This window comes from Bacteroides salyersiae WAL 10018 = DSM 18765 = JCM 12988, from assembly GCF_000381365.1.
Classification (GTDB): domain Bacteria; phylum Bacteroidota; class Bacteroidia; order Bacteroidales; family Bacteroidaceae; genus Bacteroides; species Bacteroides salyersiae.
In genome coordinates, this window is sequence record NZ_KB905467.1 from 1048125 (window position 1) to 1063405 (window position 15281).

16 protein-coding genes are annotated in these 15281 nt (G+C 39.7%); 11 read left to right on the forward strand and 5 right to left on the reverse strand.

The window, feature by feature from the left end:
* The first annotated feature begins 109 nt into the window (after positions 1-109).
* From HMPREF1532_RS15660 to HMPREF1532_RS15675, 4 genes are all read left to right on the forward strand, one after another.
* Positions 110-787 (forward strand): response regulator transcription factor, encoded by a 678-nt coding sequence (locus HMPREF1532_RS15660; protein WP_005931598.1) that lies wholly within the window; start codon positions 110-112, stop codon positions 785-787.
* A gap of 2 nt (positions 788-789) precedes the next feature.
* A complete protein-coding gene (locus HMPREF1532_RS15665) occupies positions 790-2070 on the forward strand; it encodes a sensor histidine kinase (RefSeq protein WP_005931601.1) in 1281 nt (426 codons plus the stop codon).
* Positions 2071-2400: 330 nt separating this feature from the next.
* Positions 2401-2838: a PepSY-like domain-containing protein gene (locus HMPREF1532_RS15670; protein WP_005931604.1), complete on the forward strand. Its 438-nt coding sequence runs from the start codon at positions 2401-2403 to the stop codon at positions 2836-2838.
* Positions 2839-3108: 270 nt separating this feature from the next.
* Positions 3109-3543, forward strand: a complete 435-nt coding sequence (locus HMPREF1532_RS15675; protein ID WP_005931607.1) for a DUF6078 family protein — start codon at positions 3109-3111, stop codon at positions 3541-3543.
* A 219-nt stretch (positions 3544-3762) separates the two neighbouring features.
* On the opposite strand, the gene HMPREF1532_RS15680 is transcribed toward HMPREF1532_RS15675, so the two are convergent.
* Together HMPREF1532_RS15680 and HMPREF1532_RS15685 are read right to left on the reverse strand one after the other, a co-directional pair.
* Positions 3763-4533: a DUF3307 domain-containing protein gene (locus HMPREF1532_RS15680; RefSeq protein ID WP_005931609.1), complete on the reverse strand. Its 771-nt coding sequence runs from the start codon at positions 4531-4533 to the stop codon at positions 3763-3765.
* Complete coding sequence (locus HMPREF1532_RS15685) at positions 4520-5179, reverse strand: hypothetical protein (RefSeq protein ID WP_005931612.1); 660 nt, start codon at positions 5177-5179, stop codon at positions 4520-4522. Before HMPREF1532_RS15685 ends, HMPREF1532_RS15680 begins: the two co-directional genes overlap by 14 nt.
* A gap of 303 nt (positions 5180-5482) precedes the next feature.
* Here HMPREF1532_RS15685 and HMPREF1532_RS15690 point away from each other — a divergent pair, with 303 nt between their 5' ends.
* Positions 5483-5863: a YccF domain-containing protein gene (locus tag HMPREF1532_RS15690; protein ID WP_005931615.1), complete on the forward strand. Its 381-nt coding sequence runs from the start codon at positions 5483-5485 to the stop codon at positions 5861-5863.
* A 113-nt stretch (positions 5864-5976) separates the two neighbouring features.
* On the opposite strand, the gene HMPREF1532_RS15695 is transcribed toward HMPREF1532_RS15690, so the two are convergent.
* Positions 5977-6504, reverse strand: coding sequence for a DJ-1/PfpI family protein (locus HMPREF1532_RS15695; protein ID WP_005931618.1), 528 nt, complete (start codon positions 6502-6504; stop codon positions 5977-5979).
* 166 nt (positions 6505-6670) lie between these two features.
* Between HMPREF1532_RS15695 and HMPREF1532_RS15700 the strand changes: the two genes are divergently transcribed.
* Positions 6671-7042, forward strand: coding sequence for a winged helix-turn-helix transcriptional regulator (locus tag HMPREF1532_RS15700; RefSeq protein WP_005931621.1), 372 nt, complete (start codon positions 6671-6673; stop codon positions 7040-7042).
* Positions 7043-7105: 63 nt separating this feature from the next.
* Here HMPREF1532_RS15700 and HMPREF1532_RS15705 read toward each other — a convergent pair whose 3' ends face one another.
* On the reverse strand, positions 7106-7516 hold the full coding sequence (locus tag HMPREF1532_RS15705) for a pyridoxamine 5'-phosphate oxidase family protein (protein ID WP_005931623.1): 411 nt from the start codon (positions 7514-7516) through the stop codon (positions 7106-7108).
* Between the two features lie 32 nt (positions 7517-7548).
* Positions 7549-11958, reverse strand: coding sequence for a translocation/assembly module TamB domain-containing protein (locus HMPREF1532_RS15710; protein ID WP_187373833.1), 4410 nt, complete (start codon positions 11956-11958; stop codon positions 7549-7551).
* Positions 11959-12193: 235 nt separating this feature from the next.
* On the opposite strand from HMPREF1532_RS15710, the gene tsaD reads away from it, so the two are divergent.
* From tsaD to HMPREF1532_RS21015, 5 genes are all read left to right on the forward strand, one after another.
* Complete coding sequence (tsaD, locus tag HMPREF1532_RS15715) at positions 12194-13213, forward strand: tRNA (adenosine(37)-N6)-threonylcarbamoyltransferase complex transferase subunit TsaD (protein ID WP_025819155.1); 1020 nt, start codon at positions 12194-12196, stop codon at positions 13211-13213.
* 13 nt (positions 13214-13226) lie between these two features.
* Positions 13227-14459, forward strand: a complete 1233-nt coding sequence (locus HMPREF1532_RS15720; RefSeq protein ID WP_005931632.1) for a competence/damage-inducible protein A — start codon at positions 13227-13229, stop codon at positions 14457-14459.
* A gap of 120 nt (positions 14460-14579) precedes the next feature.
* Positions 14580-14840, forward strand: coding sequence for a 50S ribosomal protein L28 (rpmB, locus tag HMPREF1532_RS15725; RefSeq protein WP_002560154.1), 261 nt, complete (start codon positions 14580-14582; stop codon positions 14838-14840).
* A 21-nt stretch (positions 14841-14861) separates the two neighbouring features.
* On the forward strand, positions 14862-15050 hold the full coding sequence (gene rpmG, locus HMPREF1532_RS15730; protein WP_002560155.1) for a 50S ribosomal protein L33: 189 nt from the start codon (positions 14862-14864) through the stop codon (positions 15048-15050).
* A gap of 15 nt (positions 15051-15065) precedes the next feature.
* On the forward strand, positions 15066-15224 hold the full coding sequence (locus HMPREF1532_RS21015) for a DUF4295 domain-containing protein (protein WP_002560156.1): 159 nt from the start codon (positions 15066-15068) through the stop codon (positions 15222-15224).
* The last annotated feature ends 57 nt before the right edge of the window (positions 15225-15281 follow it).

Here is a 15281-nt window from a genome sequence, read left to right on the forward strand (position 1 = left end):
TTGCTTGAAGCAATACTTGAACTTTAAGAATAAAAATTCTGTAATTTCAGCTTTATTTCAGAAACTTCCTTTTTCTTTGTACATAGATCTATAAATATGAAGTAGCCTTATGAAGATATTAATAGTTGAAGACGAGCCTGCATTGCGTGAACTCATTCAACGTTCGTTGGAGAAAGAGCGTTATGTGGTGGAAGTCGCTGCCGATTTTAATTCTGCTTTATGCAAGATAGAAGATTATGACTATGATTGTGTTTTACTCGACATTATGCTTCCGGATGGTAGCGGACTCGACCTGCTTGAAAAGCTGAAAGCTATGCATAAGCGCGAGAATGTGATCATCATCTCAGCGAAAGATTCTTTGGAAGATAAAGTGTTGGGACTGGAATTGGGGGCGGACGATTATCTGCCTAAACCTTTCCATCTGGCAGAATTGAATGCACGTATTAAAAGCGTTATCCGCCGCCAGCATCACGATGGAGAGATTGATATCTGTTTAGGAAATATCCGTATTCTTCCGGATAAGTATCAGGTACTTATCAATGACAGGGAGGTGGAACTGAATAGGAAAGAGTATGATATCCTGCTGTATTTTATCAATCGTCCCGGCAGATTGGTCAATAAGAATACGCTTGCCGAATCTGTTTGGGGAGATCATATCGATCAGGTGGACAATTTCGATTTTATCTATGCGCAAATAAAAAATCTTCGCAAGAAACTGAAAGACGCCGGGGCTACTGCCGAAATAAAAGCGGTTTACGGATTCGGCTATAAAATGATTGTAGAATAATTATGAAACTGATTTATCGCATCGTAATTCGTATCTCCTTGCTCCTGATACTTGTATTAGGTGTTTGGGCTGTGTTTTTTTATATGGCCATGATGGACGAGGTGAACGATGAAGTGGATGATTCGCTGGAAGATTATTCGGAAGTTATCATTATCCGTACGCTTGCCGGAGAGGAATTGCCTTCGCAAAATACCGGCTCGAATAACCAATATTACCTCAGAGAAGTTACTGAGGAATATGCAGATAGTCGTGAAGATATTACCTATAAGGATTCTATGGTTTATATTGTAGAAAAGGGTGAAACCGAACCGGCGCGTATTCTTACTACCATCTTTAAAGATGATGAAAGCCGGTTTTATGAATTGACGGTATCTACTCCAAGCATTGAAAAAGAGGATTTGACTGCTGCGATACGTAATTGGATGATTTTTCTTTATGTAGCCTTGCTGCTTGTCATAATCGTAGTGAATGTCTGGGTGTTCCAGCAAAGTATGCGACCTTTATACGTCTTGTTGCATTGGCTGGACGGCTACCGGATAGGAAGTAAGAATAAACCTCTGGAGAATGACACACAGATCACTGAATTTCGTAAACTTAACGAAGCGGCTATCCGGAATGCAGAACGTAGCGAGCAGTTGTTCGAACAGCAGAAGCAATTCATCGGCAATGCTTCTCATGAGATACAGACTCCGCTTGCCATCTGCCGGAATCGTTTGGAGATGATGATGGAAGATGAATCGCTTTCCGAATCTCAGTTGGAAGAACTAATGAAGACTCACCAGACTTTGGAACATATCACAAAGTTGAACAAATCACTGTTATTGCTTTCGAAAATAGACAACGGACAGTTTACGGAAACCGTAGAACTGGAACTGAACGAGCTTTTAAAGCAATATTTGGATGATTATAAAGAGGTATACGCCTATCGGGAGATTCAGACGGAGGTAGTGGAAAAGGGCGTTTTCCGTGTACAAATGAACGAGTCCCTTGCTACTATTCTTGTAACGAACCTTTTGAAGAATGCTTTTGTACACAATGTAGATGGCGGTCATATCCGGATAGAAATCACATCGCATCGTTTTACATTCTGCAATAGTGGGGTAGAACATCCTTTGGATAGTACGCATATTTTTGAACGTTTTTATCAAGGTACCAAGAAAGAGGGTTCCACAGGGCTCGGGCTGGCTATCGTCGATTCTATTTGCCGACTGCAGAACATAGGATTGAAGTATTATTTTCAGAACGGTGAACACTGCTTTGAGATTTCGGAAGAACAGATTTAAATATATGAAGTAGATTATGATAATGTCGACAAGCTGGAATCCGTGGCATGGTTGCTTTCTGTTTTCACCAAACCGGTGCCAAGTTACTGAAAGATGGAAAACTATATCGTATAAAACGATACTATCAGATATCGCAGGCATGGAAAGCGGGCATAAACTACAGGATAGGAAGAGATGGTAAGCCGGAAGGGGGTATAAAATAAACTGATAGAAAATTCTAAGAAGAAAATTTTAAAAAAGCCCTTGGATTTCAAAATCTTTTCAGTTTCTCATCTCATCTTTGTATCATAATTAAATATTTAAAGAAAAACAATATTAAAAAAGACGATTATGAAAAAGTTACTTCTTTTATTAGTGTGCCTGTTCACCTTTCAGGCTGTTGTGAAGGCAAATGATGATAAACCGATTAAGGTAGCACAGTTGCCACAATCGGCTCAACAGTTTATTAAATCGCATTTTGGTAATAGTAAGGTTGCCATTGCTAAGATGGAAACGGATTGGCTTGACAAGAGTTATGATGTTATTTTTACGGATGGCAATAAGCTGGAGTTCGATAAACAGGGGAACTGGAAAGAGATTAACTGTAAATACAGTGCTGTCCCGGCAGGTGTAATTCCGGCTCAAATTCTTAAATATGTGTCTGAGAACTATCCGGATGCCAAAGTATTGAAGATAGAACGGGACAAAAAAGATTATGAGGTGAAACTGTCCAATAGATGGGAATTGAAATTTGACCTGCAATTTAACCTGATCGATATTGACGATTGAATTCCGGAAACGATGAAGATGAAAGTGATATTCGATTCGACAGGAAACATTGTTTGACCTCTGTAATTAAAGAATATAAAGAAAGGGGATGTGTCTATTGGGCATATCCCCTTTCTTGTAATAAAAACTGCGACAATAATCTGCTTTCATTAACAGAAAACAGGTAGTTATCAGATTTATTTTTTTTACTTTTGTAGAAAACATTGTTCGTTGCATTTCCTGGAATTTCAAGAACAGGATTATGTTATTACGAACACAAAAAATAATTTTATGGAACAAAAAACAAACACTCTATCTGTGCCGTACAGCTATGCCCGTTGTTATAACGAGCAATGTCGGCAAGCCGAAAACTGCTTGCGGCGTATGGCAGCTTTGTATGATACGGCCGATTATCCGTTTATCACCATTCTCAATCCGGTTCGCTTTCCGAAAGCGGATGGGAATTGTTCTTATTTTCAAAAAGCGGAGAAGGTGCGTATGGCATGGGGAGTCAAAGGATTACTTGATAAGATCCCCTATGAAGATGCAGTCAGTATTAAACAACAATTGATCGGACATTTCGGCAAAACCAAATATTATCGTTTTTATCGGGAGGAACGGTATCTCACTCCTAAAGAACAGGCTTATATCCGGCAGGTGTTTTGTAATAAAGGGATTACCGAAGAACCGCCTTTTACCCGTTACACGGATGAATATATGTGGTAGATAATGCTCATGACATTCCGGATAAGTAAGAAAAAGTAGTAGATACGATCACTTGATTGGTTTCAACGTGTTGAAACCGTTCGTTCCATATGGATGAAACTAATTGTTCCATCTATATGGAACCAAGCGTTTCATTATTATGAAACAAGTCGTTTCAACGTATTGAAACCGACCTTTTCAGTAGACCGAAACGATCGTTGCTTTATTTGAAACGAAAACTCATGTATATGCAGAAAGAAATGTACGTAGTACAAGCCCCGTGAGTATGGCAATTGTAAAACTGGCCAATGTTCCTATTAAAACATATTCTGTTGTTTTTATTTCCTGTCCTTTACTTAATTCCCCAAAACGGAAGATCGATTTTGCAGCCAATAGAAAACCGATCGCTTCGTTAAATCCTACTAAAATAAAGGTTAAGATAAGGCAGCGTTCCAGATATCCAATCCACTGTCCGGCATTCTGAAGACTGGTAGAGTTCATACCGGGTTCTCTCCATTGCCGGGTGAAAAGGGCCAATAACAAGGAAGTGGGTTTTAATATAAGGAGATAAACTGTCAGTATCGCCCACCATTTGGGAGAAGCGAATAGAATATCCGACACCTCTGCCATTTCGCTCCATATGCTATAAACACCCATCCACAAAATACAGATAACGAGCAGATGGAGTATTTGGTCGATAATAAATGCGTGAAGACGGTCATTGAAATAGCGGATTTTAATATAGTCTATGATGAGATGGGTGACAAAGATTACTAAAGGGATCATCCAGTTACTCCACATCCCTGCGAATAGATACGCCGTTATGGCTTGCACTAAGCTGTGAGAGAGATGATATGTCCACTTGTGAACAGTACTAAGCCGTCTTTTCTTTTTCTTTATTATTTGGAAACCTCGTTTGCCATTTGCCATTCCTTTGCTTTGCAGTATAAAATCTGCTAAGAAATGTGCAAAAATCAGGCGAAACAAAAGACCTAAACTACTTAATTCCATCTGTTTGAATTTTGGCTGTTATTATTTGTTTGCACCTGTCCAGATAAGGCCTGATAAGATATTCTTTACCGGCAATGATACGTTTGCTGATATTTTGTGGAGAGGTATTCAGGTCGGCAGCTATCTCTTTTTGCGTTTTTGAATGAATTAATGAAGCATAGATTGCCTGTGCCTGTGCCACACTCCATTCAGAAACAATATCATCGGCAAATGCCGTACTTACTTTTAATTCGTCATTCATGTTTTGCCAAGGAGTACGTATGGCAAGCTTTCGTTTCCCTAATTCGTCAAATTCCCATCCCGAATTGCGGAAAGCTTCACCATCGGATTCGGTGACGCTCTCTTCTTGTGAGAAGTTCACACTTCCTAATCCTAAGGCCAGGCGTGCATCCCATTTTATTTCACTGCCTTCCGGAGTACTTTTTTGTAGTCCGGCGCGGATAAGTATAGCTATTCTTACTGCTTCATAGGGATTGTCAATAACAATCTGGAAACTGTCCCCACGGAAAATCTCCAGTTTCATTTTACTCCATTTCTCCATTTCGTATACTGTGTTACGAATGGTATCTAAAACCAGTTGTTTGTTTTCCGGCTTTATTCGGGTGGACTGGATAATGTCTCCGGTAATGACTCCTTTTATTTTCATAGGTTTATGATTTTATTCTTCCGGAGCAAAGATAAGACTATTTCTGAGAAAACAACCAAAAACGGTTGATTTTATAAAAACAACCAAAAACGGTTGATTCTTAAAAAACAACCGGAGATGATTGATTCTTTAGTGCATCTGTATGTGGGTAAAAACTTTTAAAAGGAAAATTTAAAGAGGCTCTTAATATTACTGCACTCAATTAGGAATTTTTGTTATCCATAAAATCAGCATGTTAAATATACCGGAATTCATTCATTATATTTTATCTTTGTGCCCTTAGAGAATTAAAATATTGAAAGTATGAATTTGTTTATGAATCTCTTGTGGCTCCTGCTTGGAGGCATATTTACGGCTGTTGAGTATTTGATATCCAGTCTTTTGATGATGATAACGATTATCGGTATCCCTTTTGGTCTGCAAACCCTCAAAATGTCTTTGCTGGCATTGTGTCCATTTGGAAAAGAGGTTAGGAGTTGTCCCGATTCGGGAGGTTGCCTTAGTATATTGATGAATATTCTTTGGATATTTTTGGGAGGTATATGGATAAGCCTTTCGCATCTTGCCTTTGGCATCTTGCTGAGTATTACGATTATAGGATTGCCTTTTGGCATACAGCATTTCAAACTGGCCGGATTGGCACTGACCCCATTTGGAAAAGAGATCGTGGATAAATATAAATAATCATGGATGAATGTGGCAGCTAATGGCACTTACATTCATCCATGATTTATTGAATAGACAGAATAACGTAACTTTTGATATTCTGCCATCATTTTGAACCAATATCCTTTTTCTTACTTAAGGGCTTCGATTACTTTAGGCATCATTGTCCAGATGGTGTTTTCATCTTGTGCCGTGAAGAAATTACCGTCAATTTCTGATTTCTCATCTGTTGCTTTACCGTTTTGGATGGCCGGCTTTGCCAGTGGGTGTACAGATAGTTTTTTACCATTGGTAATTCCTGTGAAATCAAACATCATTGCTGCCGCACAATGTCCTATCATTAGTTTTCCTTTATCTCCGAATGCTTTGATAACTTCCATCAGATCGATATTGTATGGTTTGTTTGCATTTTCCTGAAATACGGGAACAGCGTCACCACAAGAAAACACGAGTGCATCATATTCGTCTTCATGGCCTTTTAGATTGGCTATAACATCGTCTGCCCACAAACTGATACCGGAGTTACTCTTTATCTCTTTGGTTTCTGCTACTGCATACACTCTGTACGGAATTTCATTCTCAAAAAATGCTTCCAGATACTGAAACAAACCGAATCCGTTTACCGGATTTACTGCTAATACTGCAACTTTCTTTGCCATAACGTAAAATATTAAGTGAAACAATAGTTATTTTTAGTAAGTTTATTACTTTTGTGTTGCAAATATAGCTTTACTTGTTTATGTAAACAAGAACGTATCTCAGAATAAGGAACTTACATGGAAGTAACCATTGCTGAGCATCAGAAGAATAGAAAAGATTAAAAAAATGAAAAATTTTCATCCTACGGGAAATTGTCCGGTGCGTGACGTACTGAGCAGGCTGGGCGATAAATGGTCGATACTTGTTCTTGTTACTTTGAATGCAAATGGGACAATGCGGTTTAGTGATATTCATAAGACAATTGAAGACATTTCACAACGCATGCTTACCGTTACTCTCAGAACATTGGAAAGCGATGGACTGGTGGAAAGGAGGATTTATGCGGAAGTACCGCCACGTGTAGAATACAACCTTACGGATACCGGACGTAGCTTGATTCCACATGTAGAGGCTTTGGTGGACTGGGCATTGGAACATATGGCTGTTATATTACAAAATAGGGAGAGCAAAGAACCTTTTCGTGTTGTGGAACGATAATAGTCCAATCATCCGGCACAAATATATGGCTTATAAATGCACCGGATGCCGGGTTATTTACAATTACTCTATTGTTACGCGCTGAAACTGGTCTTCAATATAGATTGTAGCTTGGTTGCTTCGGAATTTTAACAGAATATATTCCGGATCTTTCACTCCTTGCGGGAAAAATTTGATAAACCAGTTTTGCCAGTACTTTTCTTTTGATTCCGCATCGTCAATGACTTCCACTTCTCCGGTCAGGACAACACTGTCACCGTCGGAATAATAACATAGTCCTGCTTTCGCGTTTGCACGGAATTCCGTTGTTTTCAGTGATGAAGCACCGGTAGACATCCAGATAGTGGATAATCCTTCTGATGCTATCCGGACAATGGGGACAGGGCGTGGATAACCTTCTGCATTCATTGACGACAAAACTACAACCTCACACTTTTGCAATAAAGAAGCTGCTTTCTCTTTGATCTTTTCCATTTCTTTTAAGTATTTGTTGATTTACATATTGGTTATTGTTCTTCGCGTAATCTCTTTATTTTGGATAGTGCATCGTTATCTGTGTCGATGGAATCGCTTTTTTGAACTTCTTCTTGTTTCCTTTCCATTCTTTTTTTCCGGTTACGGAGTTTCCATTTATTCCAGAAGAATAGCTCATTCCATTTATTGAAATCTTTCTTATACATTACTCCGACACCTTGTGTCGTCAAGTTTGTTTTGGTGTAGTAGTGGTCGTTGGTTTCATTGTATGCTTTCAGACGTACATCTCCCGAACGTGTCAACAACCATTCTGCTTCGAAGTCACCTACAAAGTTTGTATTTGCCATTGGGTTATCTCGATATCCGAAATTTCCATTGATAATCAATCGGTTGTTAAGCAACTGTCCGGAAAGAATTCCTTCCACTTCCATATCCGTCCAGCCTTTTTCTCCGGTACTGAGATTGGTTCCGATATTCCAGTTGTTATTATCGATAATTTGCGATAGCATATTGTTCAACTGTCCCGACAGGGTAGAGGACAGTACGGATGACATCATATCGGAACTTTGCCGTTCGCCGGTATTGTTTTCCATATAGAATTTGCCAATACCCAATAGGTAAAGTATTTGCATGTTCATTTGCTCGTCTGTACTGAGGTAGTTACGCACCAATGCCTGTACTTCATCACGTTCGTTTGGTAACTCGATTCCTAATTTTATGGTAGGGCGTAGAAGAATGCCATTCAGATTCATCATGCAATTTACGCGGACATTGGGCTGTTGGATGATGGTAGAGGCATCCGGTATTAAGTCGTTCAGCGAAGCCGATGGCACAGTGTATGAAGCCTGTATATCTAATGTTGCATCGAGTGGGGGGCCATTGAAAGTGATTGTGCTTCCTTCTTTGATAATGAAGTCTTTGCGTATCACTTCTTGAAGACTGAACTTATAGATACCCTGTTGGATATGATAATTACCGAACATTTTCATGTCTCCTTTATTATAAAACTCCATACGGATGTTACCTGAGCCGCGCCCGCTGATATAATCTCCTGCTACAGGATCCATAATAATTTTCATAGTTGCGTCCGGAGTTGCGTCGACCAAAATGTTGAGACGTATATCGGTTTGTGACTCTTTTTTCTCTATTTTCTGTTGTACCTGCTCATAGAAAGAGACAAGCTGAACAGAATCTTGTATACTGCGTCGTGGTGTTTTATCTACAAATTTAATAAACTGGTTGTTTGTAGCCGAAGCAACGGTTCCTGTACTATATGTAAAGTTTGTATTCCGATTGGTAGTCATGGCTATATTGGCATCCAATCCGTCTTGTGCATTGCCTGTGAGAAGCGCGTTACCGGTTGCGTATACCGTTCCGTAAAAAGGAAAATCGGGTGACTCTTGCGTATTCATCACCAGCATGTTATTGACTTGGATATCGAATTGATATTTTATGTTTTTGAAATGTTCGTAATGAAGATATCCGTTTAATTTTCCCTGATGTCCTTCCATGTCGGCGATATGTATATTATCAAATGTAATGCCTTCCGGAGCCAAACGTATCGTGTCTTTAAGGGCAAATGACGTGTTGAGTATATCGAATTTCATAGAAGCGTCTGTCATCACTGCACCATCCAATGTCAAACTTTTGAATTTGCCATAAAAATGGACTTTACCGCTGGCACGTCCCCGGACATCTTGCGCTATTGATCGCATATAATGCTCCAGGAATTTGATATTCAGGTTGTTTGCGTCAATATTGAGATCCAGTCCGCTTGTCGGTTTGATGGGATAAATGAATCCGTTTACATGAGTCTTGGAAATATCTTTTTCTTGGATGTGTGCATCGAGATAAATACCTTTCTTCTCATTATCCCAGGCGCCATAGATATCCAGGTCACCCAATAATCCTCCGTTTAGGGTAAAGTTCATAATGGATAGACGTGTGTCGAGCACCGGTTTTTTCAATACGCCGCTGGCATAAGCCATACCTGTGGCATCTCCTTCGAAATTCACATCGTCCGAGATGCGTGCGATATCAAATACATAACCGATATTAATATCTTTCAAGTTTACTTTTACCGTGTCTTCCGGGTTGTCTGAGATGTGTCCGTCAACGCGTATATAACGGTCGGCATGGCTGAAGTAGAAGTCATTGATATCGATTTTACCCGAATCCACCACTACTTGTGAGGGGTGTACCTGCCAAATGGTATCATTTAAAATTACATCTGTCGGTTTTATGTCTACCAAGGCTTTCAATAAAGGCTTTTCACCTTCTGTACGCAGGAATTGTGCCATAGCAGCCAGTTGCCCGCTATAGGTGACGGCGGCATTGTTTCCCCAATTTATGGTTGTGTTAACTTGATCATCTTTGGCTTGTGCTTCTAAAGAGATATTGACAGCTCCGTTCTTTTTTTGGCTGGTAAAACGTACTTTTCCCATGAACTGATCGGATGGGTTCTCGCAAAGCAGTAATCCTGATTCCAAGAAATTGTTTTTGTATTGTAAACGTGGGAAATATCCTTCTACCCGAATACGCCGCATCCGGTCATTGACATATCCCTTTATAGTGGAATGGGTATATATCTTTAAAGGAATATCAAAAATGCTCGATAAAATATCTACATTGAAAATATGAATGTCGAAACTGAAATTGTTATCTGTTTCGATCTGTTTTTTAGGAGGCAGAATGAGTGAGGGGATGTAACTGCGCATGATATTCATAATACTTACCGGCAATGTAGGATATAGAAAACGCCCCTCTACATTGGCCGTCATAAACTCCGAGGTCAGTGCGAGTTTATTGATACCTGCTTCCTGCGTTGCTGCTACATGAAGGTTTTTCATGAAATACTCTTTCTCCGGAGCGGTAAACTGTAAACTGTCTATGTCGATATCTCCATTCATCTGATCGATGGAACCGCCTTTGAAATTTGCTGTGACTTTTACAGAGAATTCGGTATCCTCATATTTTTGTGTCAGATTCAGTTCGTGTGGGCGAAGATTCTTAATGGAAGCTTGAAAGTCGAAAGTCGGAATTTTCTCCACCAAATTGATACTGCCATTTACTGCCACTGAACCGTTTTCGTCATTTAGTTCCGCTTTCCCATTGAATCCGCCATGTTTGTACTCTCCGTCGAGTGTTATATTTTCATATTTATAGTTACTGTATTCGATGGCTGCTATCAGTCCTTTCAGTATGATGGATGGCCGTTGTCTGTCATAATGAGCACCTTTTACATCAAGATTGAATGTAACTTCTCCCAATTTGTTGTTATTAAGCAGTTTGCCCAGCTTGAAATCAATCGTCTTAATGGCTCCCGAATATGCGAACAGACCTTTCTCTTTATCCGAACTGAGTTTAAGGTCGGTCTTGACTGTCCCTATGTCTGTATGAAATAAGCCGTATGTAACAAGGTCAGTGAAGTATCCGGATATTTCACCTCGGAAAGATAGGTTGCCCAAGCGTTCTAATATAGGAGGGACCCCGTTATATTCTTTGTTTAAGTTGCGTACGAGGAATCCGATACCGTTGCTGTTGGCCGACAGTTTGGAGAGGTTACCGAAAATGAAAGCGTCTTGCGGATGTGACAGATCTTGCAAAGAAACATCTCCTTCTACTTGAAACTGATTTCCGGCATTAATGGCCAGTTTGGAGCAGTTTAACTGATTGATTGTGCCGTTTACATCCAAATCCAACTCTATTTTCTCTTTGAAATTGGATAATGCAGGAACAAATGGTGAAATATCTTTTAGTGTGACATAAGAAGGTAGTGTTCGGAAAGTGAACCGGACATTATCGGTGAATTGTTTAAATGCTCCTAAGCTATCATAATCGAGGTGTATGGTATCCATTTTTAAAGAAGTACCGGGCAGGTCGATAGAAAAATTGTCTATAGACATTTTTTGGGCGTTGGCTACCAGCTTTAAACTTAACTTCTTGAGCTCAAATCCGGATTGCTCATCCACGCTTAATCGTTTAATGGAGGCATTGATCGAATCGTTTTGTAACGCTTTCAGCGAAATATTAGCTATGATATTTTGTAATCGTACATGTTTGGAGTTGAATTTTCCCGGAGTTTCTTTTTCGGAAAATACATCATATGCCAATTTGCCGCGTCGAATCAATATGGAATTAATGCGCAGGTCGATATTTTTCTCTTTTTTAATTGTATCCTGCGATGCAAATGCATCAAGAACGAATTTAAAGTTAGGAGGTGAGTCTGGTGTTTTTTTGTTCAGGTTGATATTGAAGCCGAATAGTTGTACACTGCTGATTGTGATTTTTCCCTTGAAAAGGGGAAGTATTTCAAATTTGGCAGAAAGACGGGCAACTTTCAACATTTCTTTTCCCGATTGGTCATCGAGCAATACGTCATCTATGATGATACGGTTCAGTAGTCCCATATCTATTCTTCCAATGGTCAACTCGGTACCCATAACATGAGAGAGCTCTTTTGCTACAAATACAGCAGACTTTTGCTGAACAAATGGTATGTTCAACAAAAGAATTACTCCGATATATACTCCCAGTACGATACCGAGCACCCAACGTACAGTCTTTTTCAGCGTTCTGATAAGCGGTTACTTTTATTTAGCGAACAAAAATATAAAATAGTTCGTTATGAATCCTACTTTTATCATTACTTTTGCACCGTTTAAATATCAAAAAACTATGAGTACGATAATATTGGGAATCGAGTCTTCTTGTGATGATACGTCGGCAGCCGTTATCAAGGATGGATATTTGCTGTCGAATGTAGTCTCCAGCCAGGCCGTTCATGAAGCGTATGGCGGTGTGGTACCCGAACTTGCTTCACGTGCGCATCAGCAAAATATTGTTCCGGTTGTACATGAGGCATTGAAGCGGGCAGGGGTGACAAAGGAGGAATTGAGTGCTGTGGCCTTTACTCGTGGTCCGGGATTAATGGGATCACTGCTTGTGGGAGTTTCTTTCGCAAAAGGGTTTGCACGTTCGTTAGATATACCGATGATTGATGTTAATCATCTGACAGGTCATGTATTAGCTCATTTTATTAAAGTGGAGGGTGAAGAAAATAAACAACCAGGTTTCCCTTTTCTTTGTCTGCTGGTTTCGGGTGGAAATTCTCAGATTGTGTTAGTGAAAGCCTACAATGATATGGAGATTTTGGGGCAGACAATCGATGATGCAGCCGGTGAAGCCATTGATAAATGTTCGAAAGTAATGGGGCTTGGTTATCCGGGAGGTCCGATTATCGATAAGTTGGCTCGTCAGGGAAATCCCAAAGCATTTACTTTTAGCAAACCTCATATTCCGGGATTGGACTATAGCTTTAGTGGATTGAAAACTTCGTTTCTCTATTCGCTCCGTGATTGGATGAAGGACGATCCGGACTTTATTGAACATCATAAAGTTGATCTTGCCGCTTCGCTGGAGGCAACCATTGTGGATATTCTAATGGATAAACTTCGCAAGGCTGCAAAACAATATAAAATAAACGAAGTGGCTGTAGCCGGTGGCGTGTCTGCTAACAATGGATTGAGGAATGCTTTTCGTGAACATGCTGAAAAGTACGGTTGGAAGATATTCATTCCGAAATTCAGTTATACTACCGATAATGCGGCTATGATTGCAATTACCGGATATATGAAGTATCTGGATAAGGATTTCTGTTCAATGGAACTACCGGCATATTCGCGCGTTACCTTATAATATATAGTGAAGTATGTTTGCAGAAATTATCACAATCGGTGATGAGCTTCTTATAGGGCAAGTTACGGATACAAATTCCGCATGGATGGGGCGTGAGTTGAATAAAGCCGGTATTGAGGTAATTCGGGTTGTTTCGGTCCGTGATCGTGCGGAAGAAATAACCGAAGCCGTAGACGATGCGATGAAAAGGGTTGATATCGTACTTGTGACCGGTGGTTTGGGACCTACTAAAGACGATATAACCAAACAGACGTTGTGCACTTATTTTGGAACGGAACTGGTTTTTAGCGAAGAAGTATTTGAAAATGTGAAGCGGGTATTGGCAGGAAGAATCCCGATGAATGCATTGAATAGGAGCCAGGCAATGGTTCCAAAAGATTGCATTGTGATAAATAATAGGGTAGGCAGTGCTTCTGTCAGCTGGTTTGAAAGAGATGATAAAGTATTGGTTTCTATGCCGGGAGTGCCACAGGAAATGACTACTGTAATGAGTGAAGAAATTATTCCCCGTTTGCGCGAGAAGTTTGACACGGATATAATTATACATAAGACATTTACCGTAAAGAATTATCCGGAATCGGTTTTGGCAGAAAAGCTGGAATCGTGGGAAGTGGCTTTACCGGAATGTATAAAGTTGGCCTATTTACCGAAACCCGGCATCATCCGGTTACGATTGACAGGACGTGGAAAACAGAAAGAGGAAGTACGGATGTTGATGGATATGGAAGCAGGTAAATTGGAGGAGCTTTTAGGGGATGATATCTTTGATGAAGACGATACGCCTTTAGAAATCCTTGTAGGAAACTTGCTGAAAAAGAAGAATCTGACCGTATCCACCGCAGAAAGCTGTACCGGAGGAAGTATTGCTGCACGATTAACTTCTATCCCGGGAAGCTCCGAATATTTTAAAGGTGCTGTTGTGGCCTATTCCAATGAAATTAAAGAGGCATTGCTACATGTGTCGACTAAAACTCTTGAGAAAAGAGGTGCTGTAAGCGAAGAAACAGTAGTCGAAATGGTAAAAGGGGCGATGGAAACGCTAAAAACAGACTGTGCGGTTTCAACTTCGGGAATAGCAGGTCCCGGGGGTGGAACAAGGGAAAAACCGGTAGGCACTGTTTGGATTGCTGCTGCTTATAAAAATAAAATTCGAACAATGAAGCAAGAGACCGATCGGGGAAGAGAAATGAATGTGGAAAGAGCAGGAAATAATGCCCTTTTGTTACTTTTAGAGCTTCTGAAATGAAGAAAATATGTATTGTATAACGAATTATTTTCGGATTTACTTGTTTTATATCTATAAAAGTGCTTACTTTGCGCTCTGTTTGAAATAAGTATAGATAAAAACTATAAAAATAAGATAGAAATGTCGAAGATTTGTCAAATTACCGGAAAGAAAGCCATGATTGGCAACAATGTTTCACACTCAAAGAGAAGAACTAAGAGAACCTTTGATTTGAACTTGTTTAACAAGAAGTTCTATTATGTAGAACAGGACTGCTGGATCAGCTTGAGCCTTTGTGCTGCTGGTTTGCGCATTATTAACAAAAAAGGATTGGACGCTGCACTGAATGATGCAGTAGCTAAAGGGTATTGTGATTGGAAAACCATTAAAGTGATTGGCTAAACGTAGAGGAGAAAACTGATTATGGCAAAGAAAGCAAAAGGTAATAGAGTACAAGTGATTCTGGAATGTACAGAACACAAGGATAGCGGTATGCCGGGAACATCTCGTTATATCACAACGAAAAATAGAAAAAATACCACAGAAAGACTTGAGTTGAAGAAATACAACCCGATTTTGAAGAGAGTAACAGTTCATAAAGAAATTAAATAATATAGAGAATAACCCATGGCAAAGAAGACAGTAGCAAGTTTGCACGAAGGATCTAAAGAAGGTCGTTCTTATACTAAGGTTATCAAAATGGTTAAGTCTCCGAAAACTGGTGCTTACATTTTTGATGAACAGATGGTTCCTAACGAAAAAGTACAAGACTTTTTCAAGAAATAAGATAAAGTTGCAGTTTACTGCATAAAAAATCCTCTCATGAATTCATTGAGAGGATTT